The 18,566-nt window shown below is 35.2% G+C and carries 15 protein-coding genes and 1 other annotated feature; of the genes, 4 read left to right on the forward strand and 11 right to left on the reverse strand.

Annotated elements, in window-relative coordinates; all coding sequences use genetic code 11:
* Positions 1-167: 167 nt before the first annotated feature.
* From mbcS to ezrA, 5 genes are all read right to left on the reverse strand, one after another.
* Positions 168-1,754, reverse strand: coding sequence for an acyl-CoA synthetase MbcS (gene mbcS / locus ACH0B5_RS14550; RefSeq protein ID WP_406928023.1), 1,587 nt, complete (start codon positions 1,752-1,754; stop codon positions 168-170).
* A 206-nt stretch (positions 1,755-1,960) separates the two neighbouring features.
* Positions 1,961-2,173, reverse strand: a complete 213-nt coding sequence (locus tag ACH0B5_RS14555) for an alpha/beta-type small acid-soluble spore protein (RefSeq protein WP_122971092.1) — start codon at positions 2,171-2,173, stop codon at positions 1,961-1,963.
* 99 nt (positions 2,174-2,272) lie between these two features.
* On the reverse strand, positions 2,273-3,481 hold the full coding sequence (gene thiI / locus ACH0B5_RS14560; RefSeq protein WP_122971091.1) for a tRNA uracil 4-sulfurtransferase ThiI: 1,209 nt from the start codon (positions 3,479-3,481) through the stop codon (positions 2,273-2,275).
* Positions 3,481-4,638: a cysteine desulfurase family protein gene (locus ACH0B5_RS14565; protein ID WP_174232649.1), complete on the reverse strand. Its 1,158-nt coding sequence runs from the start codon at positions 4,636-4,638 to the stop codon at positions 3,481-3,483. Before ACH0B5_RS14565 ends, thiI begins: the two co-directional genes overlap by 1 nt.
* Before the next feature lie 186 nt (positions 4,639-4,824).
* A complete protein-coding gene (gene ezrA / locus ACH0B5_RS14570; protein ID WP_174232648.1) occupies positions 4,825-6,534 on the reverse strand; it encodes a septation ring formation regulator EzrA in 1,710 nt (569 codons plus the stop codon).
* A gap of 246 nt (positions 6,535-6,780) precedes the next feature.
* Between ezrA and hisJ the strand changes: the two genes are divergently transcribed.
* On the forward strand, positions 6,781-7,578 hold the full coding sequence (gene hisJ, locus ACH0B5_RS14575) for a histidinol-phosphatase HisJ (protein WP_406928024.1): 798 nt from the start codon (positions 6,781-6,783) through the stop codon (positions 7,576-7,578).
* Between the two features lie 14 nt (positions 7,579-7,592).
* Positions 7,593-8,072, forward strand: a complete 480-nt coding sequence (locus ACH0B5_RS14580; RefSeq protein ID WP_122971088.1) for a GAF domain-containing protein — start codon at positions 7,593-7,595, stop codon at positions 8,070-8,072.
* A 45-nt stretch (positions 8,073-8,117) separates the two neighbouring features.
* On the opposite strand, the gene ACH0B5_RS14585 is transcribed toward ACH0B5_RS14580, so the two are convergent.
* Positions 8,118-9,956 carry a sensor domain-containing diguanylate cyclase gene (locus ACH0B5_RS14585; protein WP_406928025.1) on the reverse strand — a complete coding sequence of 613 codons (1,839 nt, stop codon included), beginning with the start codon at positions 9,954-9,956 and terminating at the stop codon, positions 8,118-8,120.
* Positions 9,957-10,471: 515 nt separating this feature from the next.
* Here ACH0B5_RS14585 and rpsD point away from each other — a divergent pair.
* Positions 10,472-11,074, forward strand: a complete 603-nt coding sequence (gene rpsD / locus ACH0B5_RS14590) for a 30S ribosomal protein S4 (RefSeq protein ID WP_122971086.1) — start codon at positions 10,472-10,474, stop codon at positions 11,072-11,074.
* A gap of 331 nt (positions 11,075-11,405) precedes the next feature.
* Here the strand turns inward: rpsD and ACH0B5_RS14595 are convergent, their stop codons facing one another.
* The 4 genes from ACH0B5_RS14595 to garR are packed head-to-tail and all read right to left on the reverse strand — an operon-like array spanning position 11,406 to position 15,972.
* Complete coding sequence (locus ACH0B5_RS14595; RefSeq protein WP_122971085.1) at positions 11,406-12,725, reverse strand: gluconate:H+ symporter; 1,320 nt, start codon at positions 12,723-12,725, stop codon at positions 11,406-11,408.
* 59 nt (positions 12,726-12,784) lie between these two features.
* Positions 12,785-13,627 carry a class II fructose-bisphosphate aldolase gene (locus ACH0B5_RS14600; RefSeq protein WP_406928026.1) on the reverse strand — a complete coding sequence of 281 codons (843 nt, stop codon included), beginning with the start codon at positions 13,625-13,627 and terminating at the stop codon, positions 12,785-12,787.
* A gap of 15 nt (positions 13,628-13,642) precedes the next feature.
* Entirely contained in the window at positions 13,643-15,076 is a 1,434-nt protein-coding gene (locus ACH0B5_RS14605) for a four-carbon acid sugar kinase family protein (protein ID WP_406928027.1), read from the reverse strand.
* Positions 15,076-15,972 carry a 2-hydroxy-3-oxopropionate reductase gene (garR, locus tag ACH0B5_RS14610; RefSeq protein ID WP_406928028.1) on the reverse strand — a complete coding sequence of 299 codons (897 nt, stop codon included), beginning with the start codon at positions 15,970-15,972 and terminating at the stop codon, positions 15,076-15,078. The genes ACH0B5_RS14605 and garR overlap by 1 nt, the downstream gene beginning before the upstream one ends.
* A gap of 247 nt (positions 15,973-16,219) precedes the next feature.
* Between garR and ACH0B5_RS14615 the strand changes: the two genes are divergently transcribed.
* Entirely contained in the window at positions 16,220-16,834 is a 615-nt protein-coding gene (locus ACH0B5_RS14615; protein ID WP_122971081.1) for a GntR family transcriptional regulator, read from the forward strand.
* Between the two features lie 162 nt (positions 16,835-16,996).
* Here ACH0B5_RS14615 and tyrS read toward each other — a convergent pair whose 3' ends face one another.
* The gene (gene tyrS / locus ACH0B5_RS14620; RefSeq protein ID WP_406928029.1) at positions 16,997-18,265 is read right to left on the reverse strand and encodes a tyrosine--tRNA ligase; all 1,269 of its coding nucleotides are present in this window, start codon (positions 18,263-18,265) and stop codon (positions 16,997-16,999) included.
* An 83-nt stretch (positions 18,266-18,348) separates the two neighbouring features.
* Positions 18,349-18,560: a binding site (T-box leader), on the reverse strand.
* Positions 18,561-18,566: the final 6 nt, after the last annotated feature.

Below are 18,566 nucleotides of genomic sequence, written 5' to 3' on the forward strand. Positions count from 1 at the left end.
GTCTAACAAAATTAGGAGATTGCGTGTTTATTTTTTCTGAATTTTATCTGTACCCCAACAAATATTTTAGAGCCTTTTAAAAGAATTAATAAAAAGACTTTAAAGTCATTTTACACGACTTTAAAGTCTTCCCTCATTTCGACATTATTCCCTAGGAAATAAGAACATTAATTCGTAATTTCTTTTTGCATTTCTCTTTGACGTAACTCAATACGTCTAATTTTTCCTGATGACGTCTTCGGTAATTCATCGATAAATTCAATTGCCCTTGGATACTTATAAGGTGCCGTAATCGTCTTTACATGATCCTGTAATTCTTTTACAATTGTTGGGCTATTTTTCAAATTATGATCCCGTAAAACAACAAATGCCTTTACAATATTGCCACGCACTTCATCTGGACTGGCAACAACCGCACATTCTTTCACTGCAGGATGTTTTACGAGGGCGTCCTCCACTTCAAAAGGTCCAATTGTGTAACCAGAAGAAATGATAATATCATCCCCTCGACCTTCGAACCAGAAATAGCCATCCTCATCTTTGTATGCTCGATCCCCAGTTAAGAACCATTCTCCTCGGTATTGCCTTTTTGTTCGTTCTTCTTCATTTAAATAACCTTTAAACAAAGCTGGTGTCGATGAATGAACAGCGATGTCTCCTACCTCACCTGGTTTTGTAGGTTCACCTAATTCATTAATGATTTCAACAATATTACCTGGAGTCGGTTTGCCCATGGATCCTGGTTTTGGCGTCATACCAAGTAAGGTACCCACTAATAATGTATTTTCTGTTTGACCATATCCATCCCGCACTTGAAGGGAAAAGACTTCTAAAAACTTCTTAATTACTTCACTATTTAACGGTTCTCCAGCGGATACAGCACTTTTAATACTGGATAAATTATATTGTTCAAGATGATCAACTTTCGCCATTAAACGATATTCTGTAGGTGTACAACATAAAACGTTTATTTGATAATTTTCAAGTATTTGAAGGTATTCCTTCGGATCGAATTTTCCTAAGTGAACAAAAGCCGTTGCACCGCTTCCTAAAGTCGCTAAAAACGGACTCCAAATCCACTTTTGCCATCCAGGTGCTGCCGTTGCCCAAACAATATCATCTTCTTGAACACCTAACCATTGGGCAGCCGTTGTTCGTAAGTGAGCATAACCCCAAGCATGGGAATGAACAACCCCTTTAGGATTTCCGGTCGTTCCACTTGTATAGGATAAAAATGCAATATCCGTATCTTCTGCTTGAACACCTTCAAAAACGTCAGATAGACTATCTAACTGTTCATTTACCGAAATCCACGGTTCTTTCGGTTCACCGTAAACAAATAATTTTAGTCCATCCAAGTGTTCAACTTCATTAAATTGCTCAATCTCTTTCTCAAAGGCGATAATTGCCTTCGCTTTAGAATGAACAATACGGTAATCAATATCTTTTGCTCGAAGCATTTCAGAACTAGGGATGATCGTTAGTCCAGCTTTTAGCGCTCCGATGTATGTAACATATGCGTCTTCTGAGCGAGGTACCATTACAAGAGCTACGTCACCTTTTTTCAGTCCATTGCTTTTAAACAAATTTGCAACCTTGTTTGCTTTTTTAATTAACTCTTGATAGGAAACTTTCTCAATTTCTCCGTTTTCATGATGAATCATTAATGCCGTTTTTGTACTTGAAGTTGCATATTTCTCAATTTCATCAACGATGTTGTATTTTCTAGGAGCTAATAAATCTTCTCTTTTCATATACATCCCCCTTTGATGTATCTCCCTGATACATTATGCTAATTATAATAATATTCAACTTAAATATCAAAATATTCCTCGAAAGATAGAAATATCCGTATTAATTTCATATAAATAATTATAATTGAAGTTTTTTAAAAAATATTTTTCCCCATAATAAAAGCTAGTAGCATTTCTGCTACTAGCCCTTTTAAATTGTTTAAATATTATTGGCCAGAAGTACCACGTAATTGTGATTCAGCCATTTGTACAAGACGTTTAGTAATTTCTCCTCCGACTGACCCGTTTGCACGAGAAGACGCTTCAGGTCCGAGTTGAACACCAAACTCTTGCGCGATTTCGTATTTCATTTGATCTAATGCTTGTTCTGCACCAGGTACAGCAAGCTTGTTTCTGTTTCCGCTGTTGTTTGAAGCCATGTCTCTCACCTCCTTGTGCATATAGAATGTGCGATATTGTTTTTTTAATACACAAAAGATGAGAGGTAAATTGTTCTTTTTTTTCCGATTGACTGGTTTTTATAATAACCCTTCAAATTTATCTGTTGTTTTCTTTGTTTCAGGGAATTTATAAACTTCACGATTACGTACTGCCCGTTCAATTAATTCATCAAATTCCGTAAAACTTTCATAATAATTTACTTTATCGACTTTCGGTTTTGTTTTAGGATTTGCTGGTGTAAAGATCGTACAGCAATCCTCATAAGGTTGAATCGATGTTTCATATGTTCCGATTTGTTGTGCGATATCGATAATTTCAAGTTTATCAAAGGCAATTAACGGACGTAAAATCGGAGTATTTGTTACATCATTAATTGCTGTTAAACTTTCTAACGTTTGACTCGCTACTTGTCCTAAACTTTCCCCTGTCACAATACCAAGGGCACCAATCTCTTCTCGTACTTTATCGGCAATTCGCATCATTAAACGACGAGTAGATGTCATAATTGTATTACTTGGAACTCTTTCTTTTATTAATACTTGAATTTCTGTAAAAGGAATGACATGTAATCGAATATTTGCGCCAAACTTCGTTAATTCATTTGCTAATACTTTTACTTTTTCTAAAGAATTATCACTTGTATATGGTGGACTAAAGAAGTGAATCGCTTCTAGACGAACACCGCGTTTCATTAATAAGTAGCCAGCAACTGGACTATCAATCCCTCCAGATAGCATGAGTAATGATTTTCCGTTGGAACCGACAGGCATTCCACCTGCACCTTGAATGATTTGTGCCATCATATAAATGGCATCTTTTCGCACTTCAATCCGAAGCTCTACATCTGGATTTTTTACTTGTACTGAAATATTCGGATTGTTTCTTAATACGTGTGCGCCAATTTCTCGTTGAAGTTCATGGGATTCCATTGGGAATGTTTTATCAGAGCGACGAACTTCTACTTTAAATGTAATTTCTTTCTCTTTATATTGCTCCATAATAATAAGGGACAATTTTTTCATTTCATCTAAATCTTTTTCGCATACAGCTACAGGGCTGAAGGATTGAATACCAAATACGGTTGGCAATTTTTTCATCAATACTTCATATTGCTCTTCACTTTCAATTTTTATATGCATACGGTCTCGTTCCGTTACAATATCTAGAGGTGCTATATCGTGAAAGCTATGGCGAATATTTGTACGAAGACGACTAATGAAGTCTTTTTTGTTACGCCCTTTCGTGGATAATTCCCCATAACGGATTAAAATTTCTTTCCAAATCATTAATTATTATCTCCTTTTAATTCATTCATTACCTCTGTAAATGCTTTTTTGAACGCTTCCATATCATCATCTGTATTAAGTAGTCCAAAACTTAATCGGATTACGCCTTTCTTATAATTCGCATTTACTTTTAACGATTCAACGACATGACTAGTTTTCTTTTGTCTTGAGGAACAAGCACTTGAAGTAGATACGATAATTCCTCTACTTTGCAATGCATTGATTAAAATTTCCCCTTTTAAATCTTTCACACTAAATGACAAGATATGAGCTGCTCCGGATTTCGTCGATAGGATATGAATATTTTCACCGAATCCTGTTAAAAATTCATATAAGTCATTAAACCATTTTCGATATTTATTCATGGATTGTTCCATATTTTCTGTCACCATTCGAGCAGCTTTCGCTAAAGCAACCGCTTGAGGAACAGCGACCGTACCACTTCGCAATCCTCTTTCCTGTCCACCACCTAAAAGAAGTGGAATGATATTCATTTTTTTGCGGAAGGCAATGACGCCAGTTCCTTTTAAACCATGAATTTTATGACCGGAGATTGAAACAATATCTGGTCCAGCTTCTCCGTTGAAACGAATTGGTAATTTACCAAAACTTTGGACAGCATCTACATGGAATACCGCTCTACTGTTTTCATGAATGAGTTTAGCCGCTTCTTCAATCGGTTGAATAGCCCCCATTTCATTATTCACATGCATGATACTAACGAATACGGTATCTTTACGCAGCTTTTCTTGTAATTCAGATAAGGAAATGACACCTTTTTCATCCACGGATAAATAGTCCACCTCATAGCCTTCTTTTTGTAAAGACTTTACAGCTTCCAAAATGGACGGATGTTCAATTTCCGTTGTAATAATATGTTTTCCTATATGAGTATTTGCCTTTGTAACACCAAATATCGCAAAATTATTTGATTCCGTTCCGCCTGCAGTAAATAAAACGAGCGGCTCTTCCGTATGAAGAATATCGGCCATTTGACTTCTTGCCCGATCAAGCAATGTGTTTGCCTCCACACCTGCTGCATGGATGGAAGACGGGTTGGCATAAAAGGATTCATTTACTTGAATAAATGTATTTAAAACCTCTTTTAACGGTTTTGTCGTTGCACTATTATCTAGATAGACAATATTTTCTTTCATATATAATCACACTCTCTTCAAAGCTTGATTTAACGCTATTTATCATAACGCAAACTTTCATAAATGACCACCAACTAATTTTATTTACTAATTAAATCCATCTTTTAATGGAAAATGGGAATCCTTTTTAACAGTTTTCTTTAATAGTAAAGCCACCTTCACAATTGTGAGGTGGCCATTTTTCTTTTAGTTTTGAACTTTTGCGTATAGCTCATCTTGAACTAATTCTTCAATTTTTTTAATCGCACCTGGCTCTGCTAATTCTACCGCTGTCACCGCATCTTCTAATGCTTTTATATAGCGGTATTGATGAAAGGCATCTTCAGCTTGTAATAAAAGCTCATTTACCTTTGAATTGGACGTACGATAACGGTTACCATATTGAATAATTCGTTCAATTAAAATGACATTTTCAATCATTTCTTTCGCATGTTTATTTACTTCTTGAATGCACTTTTCAGCATTTTGTAAATTGCTATGAACATGACTCATATTTAAAGGAATCTCTTGTAAACTTTGCATTACAATGAACAGCTGTTCTTCAGCTTCCTCTAAACGTTTATCCATCTCTTCTGGAATACCTGGTATGTTCGCTTTATTAAGCTGTCGATCCGTCTCTTGTAGTAATCGTTTTAACGAATCTAATTGAGCTCTTGCTTTATTTTCATCAATACGTAAATTTTTCAAGCGATTCGAGAATTGCTCTTGCTCGTCTTGAATTCGTTCGATTTCCTCGCTAATTTCAACTAATTCCTCTTGTAGACTTGAATAAGCTGATTTTTCTTCCTTTACTCGCGAAACAAGTAATTCAAAACGTTTTTGAATGACTTCTAATTGTTTCAAGCCAAGCTTTGGAATTTCAGCTTCTTTTTCTGGAAGATGATAACTACTTTGAACGTAGACCGCTTCATTGCTTATTTCTTTCGTTGCACGTAATACTTCATTTAACGTATTAAAGGTTTCATCACAATTTTGATCAACATATTTTCTTGCGATAACTTCCTTTTCGAGCAAATCATAATAGTTTTCAATTTCATTATTAATTTCATCAAGTCTAGGACCTACTGACGACACGTCTAAAGCTGCTAACTTTTCTTTTAAAGTATCTAGCTCTTTTTCAACATTATCTAAGAAAACATTTAATTCTAAATGGTTTAAATAATACGACTGCTGTTCCATTTCCCGTTGACCACTTCTCAACTCATGGATTGCTGCCGGTATTTTTGTTTGTATTTCCGATAATAATGTAGGTACTTCCGTTAATAAATCAAAAATTATTTGTGATTCGCTATGTAATGCAAGCACGATTTCCCTTGCTTGAAGATAGTTTCCTTCTACCGTTAACCGATCAAATTCTTCAAATTTCGGAACAAAATTTTCTACTCTCGTTTCCAAAGTGCTTAATGCAGGACCAAAAGAATATTGATGGGCAAGTAACGTTTTCCGTGCAGAACGATAATGTTCTTTTAATTGCTCAATTTCAATCCGATTTTTTTCTTCGCTTCCGATCAGTTCATTTAATTCATTTATGATTTGATTTTGTTTCTCGGTACATGTTGCGATATATTCTTCAATTTCCCGTTCAACAACCGAAGCCTTTTTAAATTTGAAACGATCTATGTATTCTTCAGCATCAAAAAGCATCGAATCAATTTTAATTATGTGAACATCGATCACTTCCGTCCACATATTTCGCCATTGTTCAAATTTCTCTTCCGTTTGACCATTCATATTTAAAGCTTTTACTTTTGTAAGCTCCTCAAATATAGGATAATGCTGGATTTGCATTTTTTCTTGTTCAAGTCGCTGTATAACAACACTATGTTTTCGACGGATGATAAGTCCACCGATAAATAATGCTAATAGTACGATGACGACAATGATGATATACTGCATCATAAGCCCCCTATTCCAAAAATCACTGTACCTACTATTTTGTAACTATAATATACCATGTTTTTAGGCATTTGTTTAAAAAAATAAAGGTTTTTGTTAAAGTTAACTAGATTTAATTAAATTATGTAGAATTCGTTCCGGTTTTTCACCATATATATAGCTTAATGAAGAAGACTTTTTACTCGTTCCAAACCTTTAGCTTGTAAACGATATTGATGAAAAATAAATGTAATGGAGGTTGCAAAAATGAAAAAAGATGGCCATATCCATTCCCCTTTCTGTCCTCATGGTACGAAAGATCCATTCGAGCATTATATTGAAAAAGCAATTGAACATGGATTTACCGAAATCACTTTTACAGAACACGCACCATTGCCAACAAATTTCGTTGATCCAACACCTGATAAGGACAGTGGAATGGATCCAAAGGACTTAACAGCTTATATCGAAACGGTTCAACAATTAAAAGAACAATATAAACAACAGATTAAAATAAATGTAGGTTTAGAGATTGATTATATTATCGGCTACGAAACGGAAACAAGAGCTTTTCTCGACATTGTCGGTCCATTTCTAGATGATGCCATTTTGTCGGTACACTTTTTAAAACATAACGATACATATGCCTGCATTGATTTTTCAGATGAAGTTTATTTAAACTTTGCAAAACAAGTTGGTGGAATCGATTCCCTTTATCACTTATACTATGATACAGTTTTAAAATCTTTAGAGGCAAACCTTGGGCGATTTAAACCTCGGAGAATTGGACACCCAACTTTAATTCATAAATTCCAACTTGCCCATGGTGAGAAAATTAACGATCATTCTCGCATTACCGATATGTTAACGAAAATGAAAGAACTCGGTTATGAACTGGATGTCAATAGTGCTGGACTAAGTAAAACCTTCTGTAAAGAACCATACCCTCCAATGCCATACATTGACTTTGCCCGTTCTATATCCTTGCCCCTAGTTTTCGGATCGGATGCCCATAGTGTGAAAGATTTGCATCAACATTATGAAACGATTTATAAAAACGTATGATGGAGGTTAATAGTATGTTTACTAAAATTAATTATGAAGGTCCGGTTTTACAACAATACACAACATTATCAAAACAATTAAATGCGTTATTAGAAGGAGAAAAGGATGTTATTGCGAATTTAAGCAATGCCTCTGCTTTACTAAATCAATTTTTAGATCGGATCAATTGGGTTGGGTTTTATTTAATGAAGGATGGTGAACTTGTACTAGGACCATTTCAAGGATTACCAGCATGTGTACGAATTGCAGTAGGTCGTGGTGTATGTGGTACAGCTGTTTCGAAACGTGAAACGATGTTAATTGATGATGTTCACGCATTTCCTGGTCACATTGCTTGTGATGCTGCTTCTAATTCTGAAATCGTCATTCCTCTTATTAAAAATGATGAAGTGATTGGCGTTTTAGATATCGATAGTCCGTTAAAAGGACGCTTTACTTCAGAAGACAAAGAAGGCCTTGAACTATTTGTTCAAACATTAATGAAATTTTTATAATATCGAATAAAAACTTACTACGTCCCATGGGCTGTAGTAAGTTTTTTATTGATGCGAAGGAAACGATCCATTAAAAACACAAACTTGATTTTTCCCATTTTCCTTTGCATTGTATAGTGCTGTGTCTGCCTGTAAAAAGATTGAATGAAAATCCGGTCGTTGTTCATGATTCCAAAATACTAAACCAGCAGAAATCGTAACCGTTGGGTTCGTTGCTTGCGGAATCGTTCGTAAAAGTTCAGTTGCTATGTTCTCTGCCTCATCCTCTGAAATATTCGGAATGTAAATAGCTAACTCTTCCCCACCCCATCTTGCACAAATTCCACTTGTTCCAATGATTTTATTTAACTGGTTACCAATTTGAACTAATATGTCATCTCCGACTTGGTGACCGTAAGTATCATTAATTAGTTTAAAATTATCTATATCAATTAATAAAAACATTCCGGAACGGTCGTTTTCTAAAGATCTTTCAATAAAACGGTCTAAATATCTACGTGCATATAGCTTCGTTAAATAATCTTGGTTCACCATTTCTTGTAATTGATTACGTAAAACTAAATTCGCAATGGCCAATGATGAATGGTGAATTAACGATTGCAATAATTTAAAACTATCAAAGGAGAAGAAATACGGTTCATGATGCAACACTATACAAAATCCATTTATCCGTTGCTCAACAATCATTGGAATGACCATAATAGATTTAAATAAAATTTCCTTGCCAACAATTCGACTAAAATCCGCGATAAACAATGAATCTTGGCTACTTTCAAAATGTTTTACAACATGTTGGATATATACGGTACTTTCCTCCGTTTTGAAAAAATCCGTTGTAGCTTCAGTAATTTTATATTCATTTCCTTCCTTCAAAACAAAACAAAGTTCCATCGGTTGAAAATGTTGCATCACCTGCTTCTGCAAAAATAGAAACATTTCGTTTAAAGTTAACAGCTTATTCAAATGATGAGAGGTTTCATTGATTAATTGAAGGTCCCGAATTAAACGGTGTGATTGTCGATAAAGTTTAGCATTTTCCAATGCATTTCCTGATGTATGGGCAAGTAATCGAATAAAGTCCTTTTGGGCATTGGAAAAAACATAAGAAATCGGTGCACTTACTTGTAAAATTCCATAAATTGCTTGTCTACCGTTAATAGGAGCATTTAATAAGCAACGGTTTAAATCAAAGGCTTGTTCTATCGTGATCTCTCCTGAAACAAAAGCTTGTATTGTAGTAGGTCGTTCTGATAAATAATCAAATGGTTTTATTTGTAGTTTCGTTTGTCGATCTTGATCATTAGATAAGATCAACTCTACATCAAGATTTGGAAAATTCTCTTGAATTGTAATGAGCATATTTTCCAAAATAAAATCGATATCCATTGTCGAATGGAACAAATCGGTCATGTTATACAATTTTCGATATTGATTTTCATTTTGCCGAATTTCCATCTGTTCATTAATTAAATAAAAGACTTTCGAAATGCAATTGATGAAATCTTCAAAAAAATCAGATTGTAAAAAAGTGAGCCATTCAGGGGAAGATTGAATAAATACAACACCATATTTATCGAAGTGACTCTCTTTTATGAAAACCATATGGTTAAACGGAAAACCTTGTTCTACATCTGTTATATCGACTACCTTTTGTTGTGAAAGAAAGGAATTAAAATAAATCTTTTTCATTTGTTGATAGTCTACTTGTACAGATGAATGAACGTAAAAAGGTTTTAGTGCTGCTTCCCCATCATAAAACAGGAAACAACAATGATGAATATGGAAATGTTGCTCTAAGTAATTTTGTAATAGTAAAGCAAATTCATGAAAACGATTTTGTGAATTGACAGAACTGGTGCATAAGTCTAATAACTCCGATTTCATATAAGTTAATCTCTTCGAATATTCGAACATAACATCACCTTTTCTATATCAATAGAAATAAATTACAAATATATTTGATGAAGAAAGTATACACTTTTTATGTAAAATTAACTATATTTATCCATCAATTTAGGATTTATTATCTATTTTTTATAATACTATAGTATAGCAATTTCAAAAATTTAACAAATATCATTTTACTAAAAATTACCCTCGGTATTTATGGTATACTTATAAAGTTATTCCTTGACTCGAGGCTTAAAAAAATATACAATAATCCTCGTGTAAAATGAATGCAGCAGTTGTATAAGCTGTGCATGTATTTTATTCCTCTAATTTCGAACAAGAATCAAATTAGAAGGTGTATTGTGTAACCCTTTCGGCTGCAAGGGCGAAGATACATGAAAATAAAATGCTGCAAGTGTCGGGTACAACTGGTTTTTGTTTTACAAATACTGATTGGAAACTAAGTTTCAATCAGTGCAAAAAACCAAATTTAAAGGAGGAGACAAACTATGTCTCGTTATACAGGTCCATCTTGGAAAGTGTCTCGTCGCCTTGGTATTTCATTAAGCGGCACAGGTAAAGAATTAGAAAAACGCCCTTATGCACCAGGTCAACACGGTCCAAACCAACGTAAAAAATTATCTGAATACGGTTTACAATTACAAGAAAAACAAAAACTTCGTCATATGTACGGTATGACTGAACGTCAATTCAAAACTTTATTCAACAAAGCAAGTAAATTACAAGGTCTACACGGTGAAAACTTCATGATCCTTCTTGAAACTCGCCTTGACAACCTTGTTTACCGTTTAGGTTTAGCTCGCACTCGTCGTGGAGCTCGTCAATTAGTTAACCACGGTCACATTTTAGTTGACGGTAAACGCGTTGACATCCCTTCTTACAGCGTTAAACCAGGTCAAGTGATTTCTCTTCGTGAAAAATCTCAAAACCTTGCTGTTGTAAATGAAGCAATCGAAGTAAATAACTTCGTACCAGATTACTTATCATTTGATGCAGACAAAAAAGAAGGTACATTTGTACGTCTTCCAGAACGTTCTGAATTATCAGCTGAAATTCAAGAACAATTAATCGTTGAGTTCTACTCTCGTTAATCTTTTTGCTCAAATTAGAAGCAATTTTTCTAAACCTCGAACATTGGGAAACCTTTGTTTTCGGGGTTTTTTAATTGAATTTAATATTAATGGAAATCTTATTATAAAAAATTGCTTGTTACACAAATAAAGTAACAAATGTTGTAACAAACTTCATGAGTGAAAATTTGAAAATTTTAATATGACTACTCAAGAACTAAAATTCTTGTATCAATTGGTTTGAAAAGTTAAATTAAGATTATGCTTAAATCTATCAGACTCTTTATTACTTTTAATAAACTAATAAAAAACACGGTGATTTAAGTTTAAACGTAAATCACCGTGTTTTCGTCTATAAGAACATATCTAAAATTAATACGCCAATCAATCCAATGATTGAAACTATAGAAGTTAACACTGTCCATGTTTTAAAAGTTTTACCTATTGATAAATTGAAGTATTCTTTGTAAATCCAGAAACCTGCATCGTTTACATGGGAGAAACCAACACTACCTGCTCCGGCTGCTAAAGTCATCAGTTCCGGGCTAACACCTGTCGTTGCTACAAGAGGTGCTGCAATACCAGCAGCTGTCATCCCTGCCACGGTTGCTGAACCTAAAGCTACACGTAAAACGGCTCCAATGACCCAAACTAATAAGATTGGAGATAATGAAGAACCTTCCATTAATGACGCAATATATTGATCAATACCGCTGTCGATTAACACTTGTTTAAATGCTCCGCCACCAGCGATGATTAATAAAATTAATGCAATCCCTGCTACAGCTTCAGCGAAAGAATTCATAATTTCTTTCATTGATTTACCACGACTAATCCCAAATGTAAACATCGCCACAATAACAGAAATTAATAATGCTGTACTTGCTGTACCAACGAAATCTGTAAAGGGACGAATTGCTGAATTCGGTGCTGCTAGTTCAATGATTGATTTAATCGCGATTAAAAGAACCGGTAAAATAGCCGTTAGAAGACTCGCTGTAAATCCAGGCATTTCATGCTCTTCAAACTTCTTCGGATTGAATAACCCTTTTGGTATTTCCACTTCTAAATCTTCTTTTTTAAACAACTTTGTAAATAACGGTCCGGCAATAATAATCGCTGGAATGGCAATAATGACACCCCAAATTACCGTTTGACCAATACTGGCTTCAAACACTTCCGCAATGGCCGTCGGTCCCGGATGCGGAGGTACAAAGCCGTGCATTGTAATTAAGGCAGTTGTAACGGGGATACCAATATAAAGGATTGGCACACCTGCTGCAACAGCAATTGTAAATACTAATGGTACTAAAACAACGACACCTGTTTCGAAGAATAAAGCAATACCAACAACAGATGCTGTCACAACAGCTGCTAATTGAACACGTTTTTGTCCAAAGGCATTTAACATAGATGTTGCAATACGTTGGGCACCACCTGAGTCAGTCATTAATTTCCCTAATACTGCCCCAAAAATGATAACCATTGTTAAACTTCCAAGGGAAGAACCTAAACCATTTTGTACAGATGTCATCGCTTCTGCTGGTGACATTCCTTCAAAAATACCGACAACTAAAGACGCAATTATCAGAGAAATGAAAGCGTTTAGCTTTAATCCCATCATAAGTATTAATAGAAGCACAACTCCTATTACGATCGAAACTATTGGCATTGATGATATACCTCTTTCCTTTTTATTAGAATGCCGTGTTTCCACGGCATTCCACCATTTTATTTATTCATGAAAAGTCGGACAAACTTCGTCATTACAGTTTCCATTGCTTGTTGCATATCCGCCATGATTGTGGATAAATGGGCATTTTTACGCTCTTCTTGTGCAAAACTTTCAGCAAGATGACGGGTAGCAGCAAGGGAAACTTCCGTATTGACGTTAACTTTACAAATACCACGAACGACAGCTTCTCGTAGAATTTCATCAGGTGTACCTGATGCCCCATGTAACACAAGAGGTATATCTACTAAATTACGTATTTCATCTAATAAATCTAAACGAATGTTTGGTTCACCTTTATACATACCATGAACTGTACCAATAGCTGCTGCTAAAAAATCAACACCCGTTTCTTCAACGAATTTTTTTGCTTCTATCGGATCTGTTAATGTACCCGCACCCTCTTCTTCATCTGAAAAGGCACCTAATGCAACTGAACCGATTTCAGCTTCCACACTTACACCAGCCATATGGGCAATCTCAACGATTTCCTTTGCTCGACGCGTATTTTCTTCAATTTCATATTTTGAACCGTCATACATGACAGAGGTGAAACCGGCACGAATAGCTCGTACAATCGATTCTTTTTCATAGGCATGATCAAGATGAAGGGCTACTGGAATGGAAGCCTTCATTGCTAACTCCCTAACAAGACTAGCAAACCCTTCCACGTCCACTGTTCCAAAATAACGTTCACCAAGAGCAATAATAACAGGGTGTTGTTGTTGCTCTGCTACGCGAATCGCTGCTTGAACAGTTTCTAAATTAAACACATTGAACGCAGCAACTGCATATTGTTCTTCCTTTGCTTTCAGAAGAATTTCTTTCGTATTCACTAGCATCCCAATTCATCCTCCCTATTTTCGTTGAAGTAGTTCTGCTACTTCTTTCAATGTTGTTTTAGACCCAACATTACCTGGGAAGATGACATATGGTAATCCAGGGAATTTTGAATCATCGCCTGTATACCAAACAGGGATACCCGGTTTCACTTGTCCAGCAACCGTTGCATGTTTTACACCAAGTCCGTTTGTGCCGATATCGCTCGATGTAATACCACCCTTTGCAATAATATAGCTTGGACGAACTTCTAGACGTTGCACAATACTTGTTACTGCATTGGAAATTTTCACAGAAAGCATAAGCTCTTCTTCTTTTTTATTTTCCCCAAGGTCTAAACGTTCTCTTCTTGTATAAACAGACACCGTTTGACCTTTTGCAATCAATTCATTTGTTAATTGGACAATGCGATCTACTTCTGCTTTAAAGGCAGCATCATTTAACACAAGGTGAACATCAAATTCAATAAAGTGGATAAAATCACATTTTTTTAGTTCTTCCAATTGTTCAGTCGTTTTCTTTACATGGGAGCCGACCATAATAAGTCCACCATTTGTAGAATCATCCTTTACTAACTCCTGTCGTGTAAGTAAAGGTCTATCACTCACTCCACCAATAATCTTCGTTAAAGCGGCAGCACTTCTAAACATAAACATTTTGCCTGCGCGCATTGCTCTTATTAATGCAATAACAAACACCTTAACGTCCATATAATCAACAGCATTTACGACAACTTTATTGAAGTTCTCTACTTCCATTAACTGATCTACTAAACGATCAATTTGAAGGGAACGAATATCTTCTAAAGAGAGATAAGTTGCATCGCTTGTTTTATACTTCCCATTTGATTTCTCTTCTGCCCATTCTGCAAGATTCGATGACGTATAGCCAAAAGTACGATCTTTTGCAAACTCTGTTTCACCTGCTGGTACAAGCACATCATCATATTGTACATAATGGACATTGTTAATTGTAAAGCGTCCTCCTTCTTGGAAAAATGGAATGATCACTTCCCCATCAAAACGAGTAGTTGATAAATCTTCAATTGTTTCTTTTAACACTTCTGTTTCTAGTGGATAATGGCCGCGTAACGTTGAGTCACCACGACTAATAAGTATAAATTCTTTATCGAATTTTTTCGCCGTTTGCTCTACTATCGTTGCAATTTCTTTATGAGCTTTTCTAGTTTCATCTGCAGTAAAACCGCGAGAATTCGTTAAAATAAAGAACATCGGATTTTCTTCTGCAAAACCTGCCTCAATACTTTCTTTTGTCCAGTCGGTATAAACGGAAATATGATGAACAGTTTGTATACCTGTTGGATCATCGTCAAGTACGATAATTTTTTTATTTAATTGTGCTAATTCTTTTTCTAATAATTCATTCACCAATTCCGCCTTTGGAAGAGGTAGAAGATTAGATAATGTTTCTTTTGTATTTAAATTTGCCATTACTTTTCCACTCTCTTTACTTCAACATTGGCCAATTTTTCATAGTATTGAACGATGCCGCCATGGTCATCCATTAGTTTCCCATCAGCTTTTAAAGCGTGGAATATTTCAAGTAAATGACTAGATAACGGAAGTGGAACGTCCATATTATGAGCAGTATCCATTACGTTCGTTAAATCTTTCATATTAATAGCAATTGTGCCGCCAGGTTTAAAGTTTCGGTCTAAAATTAATGGTACTTTTGCGTCTAATACAGCACTACCTGCTAAACCACCACGGATTGCTCGGTACATTTTGTCTATATCAATTCCTGCCTTCGCTGCTAATACTAACGCTTCAGACATAGCAGCGATATTTAAGTTAACGATAATTTGATTAGCAAGCTTTGCTGTAACACCACTACCGTTGTCTCCAACTAAAACAATATCTTTCCCTACTGCTTGTAAAACATCTTTAATTGATTCAAAGACATCTTCTTTCCCACCGGCCATAATAGATAATGTACCGTCAATTGCTTTCGGCTCACCACCACTTACAGGGGCATCAATCATATGCACTCCATATTTTGATGCTTCGTTTGCTATTTCCACTGAATCTACTGGAGAAATAGAACTCATATCTATAATAACTAAACCTTTGTTAGCATTTTTTAAAATACCATTTTCACCAAGAATGGTTGATTTCACATGGGGGGCAGCTGGCAACATTGTAATAATACAATCACAAGTTTCACCCATCTCCGCAACTGAACCTGCTGTTGCTCCTGCTTCTACAAGAACATTTACTGCGTCTTGATTAATATCAAATACCATTACATCAAAACTAGCTTTCAACAAATTAAGGGACATCGGTTTACCCATAATTCCTAATCCTACAAATCCAACCTTTTTAGCCAACTTCATTCTCTCCTTCATCTATGTAAGGGAAAAATTCCCTTATTTATATTTCTAAAATATTTTAGTTTCACTTAAAAAAAGCGCTTTCATACTTTCATATAGAATTGTACACATTATTTTGTATTTTGTACACATTTTTATATTAAATGTACACAAAATAAAATAATCTTTATAAAAGTAATAGAAAAACCTATAATAACAATAGGAAATAATTAGGATTATTATTTAACATCAGGAGTCGATTGTTTTGAAGAAAAAAGATGTACATTCTTATACTTACGCATATGAATATTTACGCGATCAAATATTAACAGGTAAAATTGAGCCGAATACAAAACTGACAGAGGAAAAACTTGCCGAGGAACTTAGTATAAGCAGAACACCAATTCGTTCAGCCATTGCAAAACTTGAACAAGAAGGGCTGATAAAAAATAAACGAATTTTTAGTCCAACACCGATCGATATTCGCAATATTTTCCAAGTACGTATTTTATTAGAAAGTTTCGCCGCTCGTTATTGCGCTGATTATATTTCAAAAGATGCGCTAGGAAGACTAAAAGAATGTGTTGAAATTGGGCAAAAAGGGACAATGGAAGAAGTAATGGAAGCCAATTTCTTATTCCATCAAATTATTGTAGAGGAAACCCACAACCCAGAGATCGTAAAAATTATCGATCGAATGCAATCCATCATTTATTTACTTCGAAAAACTGTTGTTCAACAAAAGAGACCACATTTAATCGAAGAACATGCCGCAATCTATAACGCTATCGCTACCCATGATGCCCATCTAGCAGAACAATTAATGATTGATCATTTACAGAAGGATCTTGAATTTAGTATTCATCGCCTCACAAAATAATAAGAAGTAAACCTTTCTTTTCGGAAATCTCTAGTTAAATAGGAAGAAAAACGGGTTATTTCCCCACACTTTCTTAAATAATCAGTAAATATGTTACAAGGCAGATAACACTTTGTAAGATGAAAAAAGGCAATCCAAACAAAATTTGGATCGCCTTTTTTATTAATTAAATTTCACCATATGATATTTTTTCTTCCCACGACGAATGATGGCAAAGGCATCTTCTAAACGATCTTTTGCATCTACCACATAGTGTAGGTCTGTTACCTTTTCACCATTTACTAAAATGGCACCATTTGTTACGTCTTCACGTGCTTGACGTTTTGAAGAAGAAATACTTGCTTCCACAAGTAAATCAACAATATTTTTATCCTCTTTTGAAAGTTCCACGGAAGGAACTCCTGCAAAGGCAACTTTCATTTCATCTACCGATAAACTTTTTAAGTCTCCTGAGAATAAAGCAGCCGTAATACGTTCTGCTTGGTCTAATCCCTCTTCCCCATGAATCAGCTTTGTCATTTCTGCAGCTAATGTTTTTTGTGCTTTACGTAAATGAGGCTCTTCTTGTACTGAAACTTCTAAAGCTTCAATTTCTTCACGGGATAGGAATGTAAAGATTTTTAAATATTTTACTACATCTGCATCGGCAGCATTTACCCAAAATTGGTAAAACTCATAAGGAGATGTTTTTTCTGGATCTAACCATACAGCACCACCCGCTGTTTTACCAAATTTCGTTCCATCTGCTTTTGTCACTAATGGAATCGTAATCCCAAATGCTTTCGTTTCTTCTTCATGGGTTTTACGGATTACTTCAAGACCTGTAGTAATGTTCCCCCATTGGTCAGAACCACCTACTTGAATGCGTACATCATAGTTATCATACAAGTAATTAAAATCGATTCCTTGAATGAGGGTATACGAAAATTCTGTAAAGGAAATTCCAGTTTCAAGTCGAGACGCAATAGTATCTTTTGCAAGTAAATAATTAACATTCACTAATTTCCCATAATCACGTAGGAAGTCAATGACACTTAATTTCCCAATCCAGTCATAGTTATTTACAAGCTTTGCCCCATTTTCTGATTTACTAAAATCAAAAATTCGCTCCATTTGAGCTTTTAAGCCAGCAACATTTTTCGCAATTTGCTCTTCTGTTAATAAATTTCGCTCTGTTGAACGTCCTGATGGATCCCCTATCATTCCTGTAGCTCCACCAACAAGTAAAATCGGTCGGTGTCCCGCTTGTTGGAATCTACGTAACGTTAATAATGGAACGATATGTCCAATATGCATGGAATCTGCAGTTGGGTCTACACCAACATACAAAGAAACCTTTTCTTCATTTAATAATTTTTCCATACCTTCTGCGTCCGTTTGTTGATATAACAAGCCACGCCATTGTAAATCTTCAATTAAAGGGTTTGTCATGTTTTTTCCTCCATTTACATATTTGATTTTATAAAATAATTGATAAACAAAATAAAAAGTCCCCACATGTAACATAAATTACATGCAGGGACGTTCATTACAAAAACGCGGTACCACCCAGCTTGAAGAAATCTATCAATAAGATTTTCTTCCTCTCATTATCGTTTTAACGCAACGGGGTCGTTCAAGCTCCAAGAACGTAATTCATGTTTTACATTATGTCTAGCTTTCACCAGCCGCTAGCTCTCTATAACAGGGAATGTAAACATTACTTCAGACTCATCTACACTTGAAAAACTAT

Origin of the sequence: Ureibacillus sp. 179-F W5.1 NHS, from assembly GCF_045369345.1 — a bacterium.
GTDB classification, from domain to species: Bacteria; Bacillota; Bacilli; order Bacillales_A; family Planococcaceae; genus Ureibacillus; species Ureibacillus halotolerans.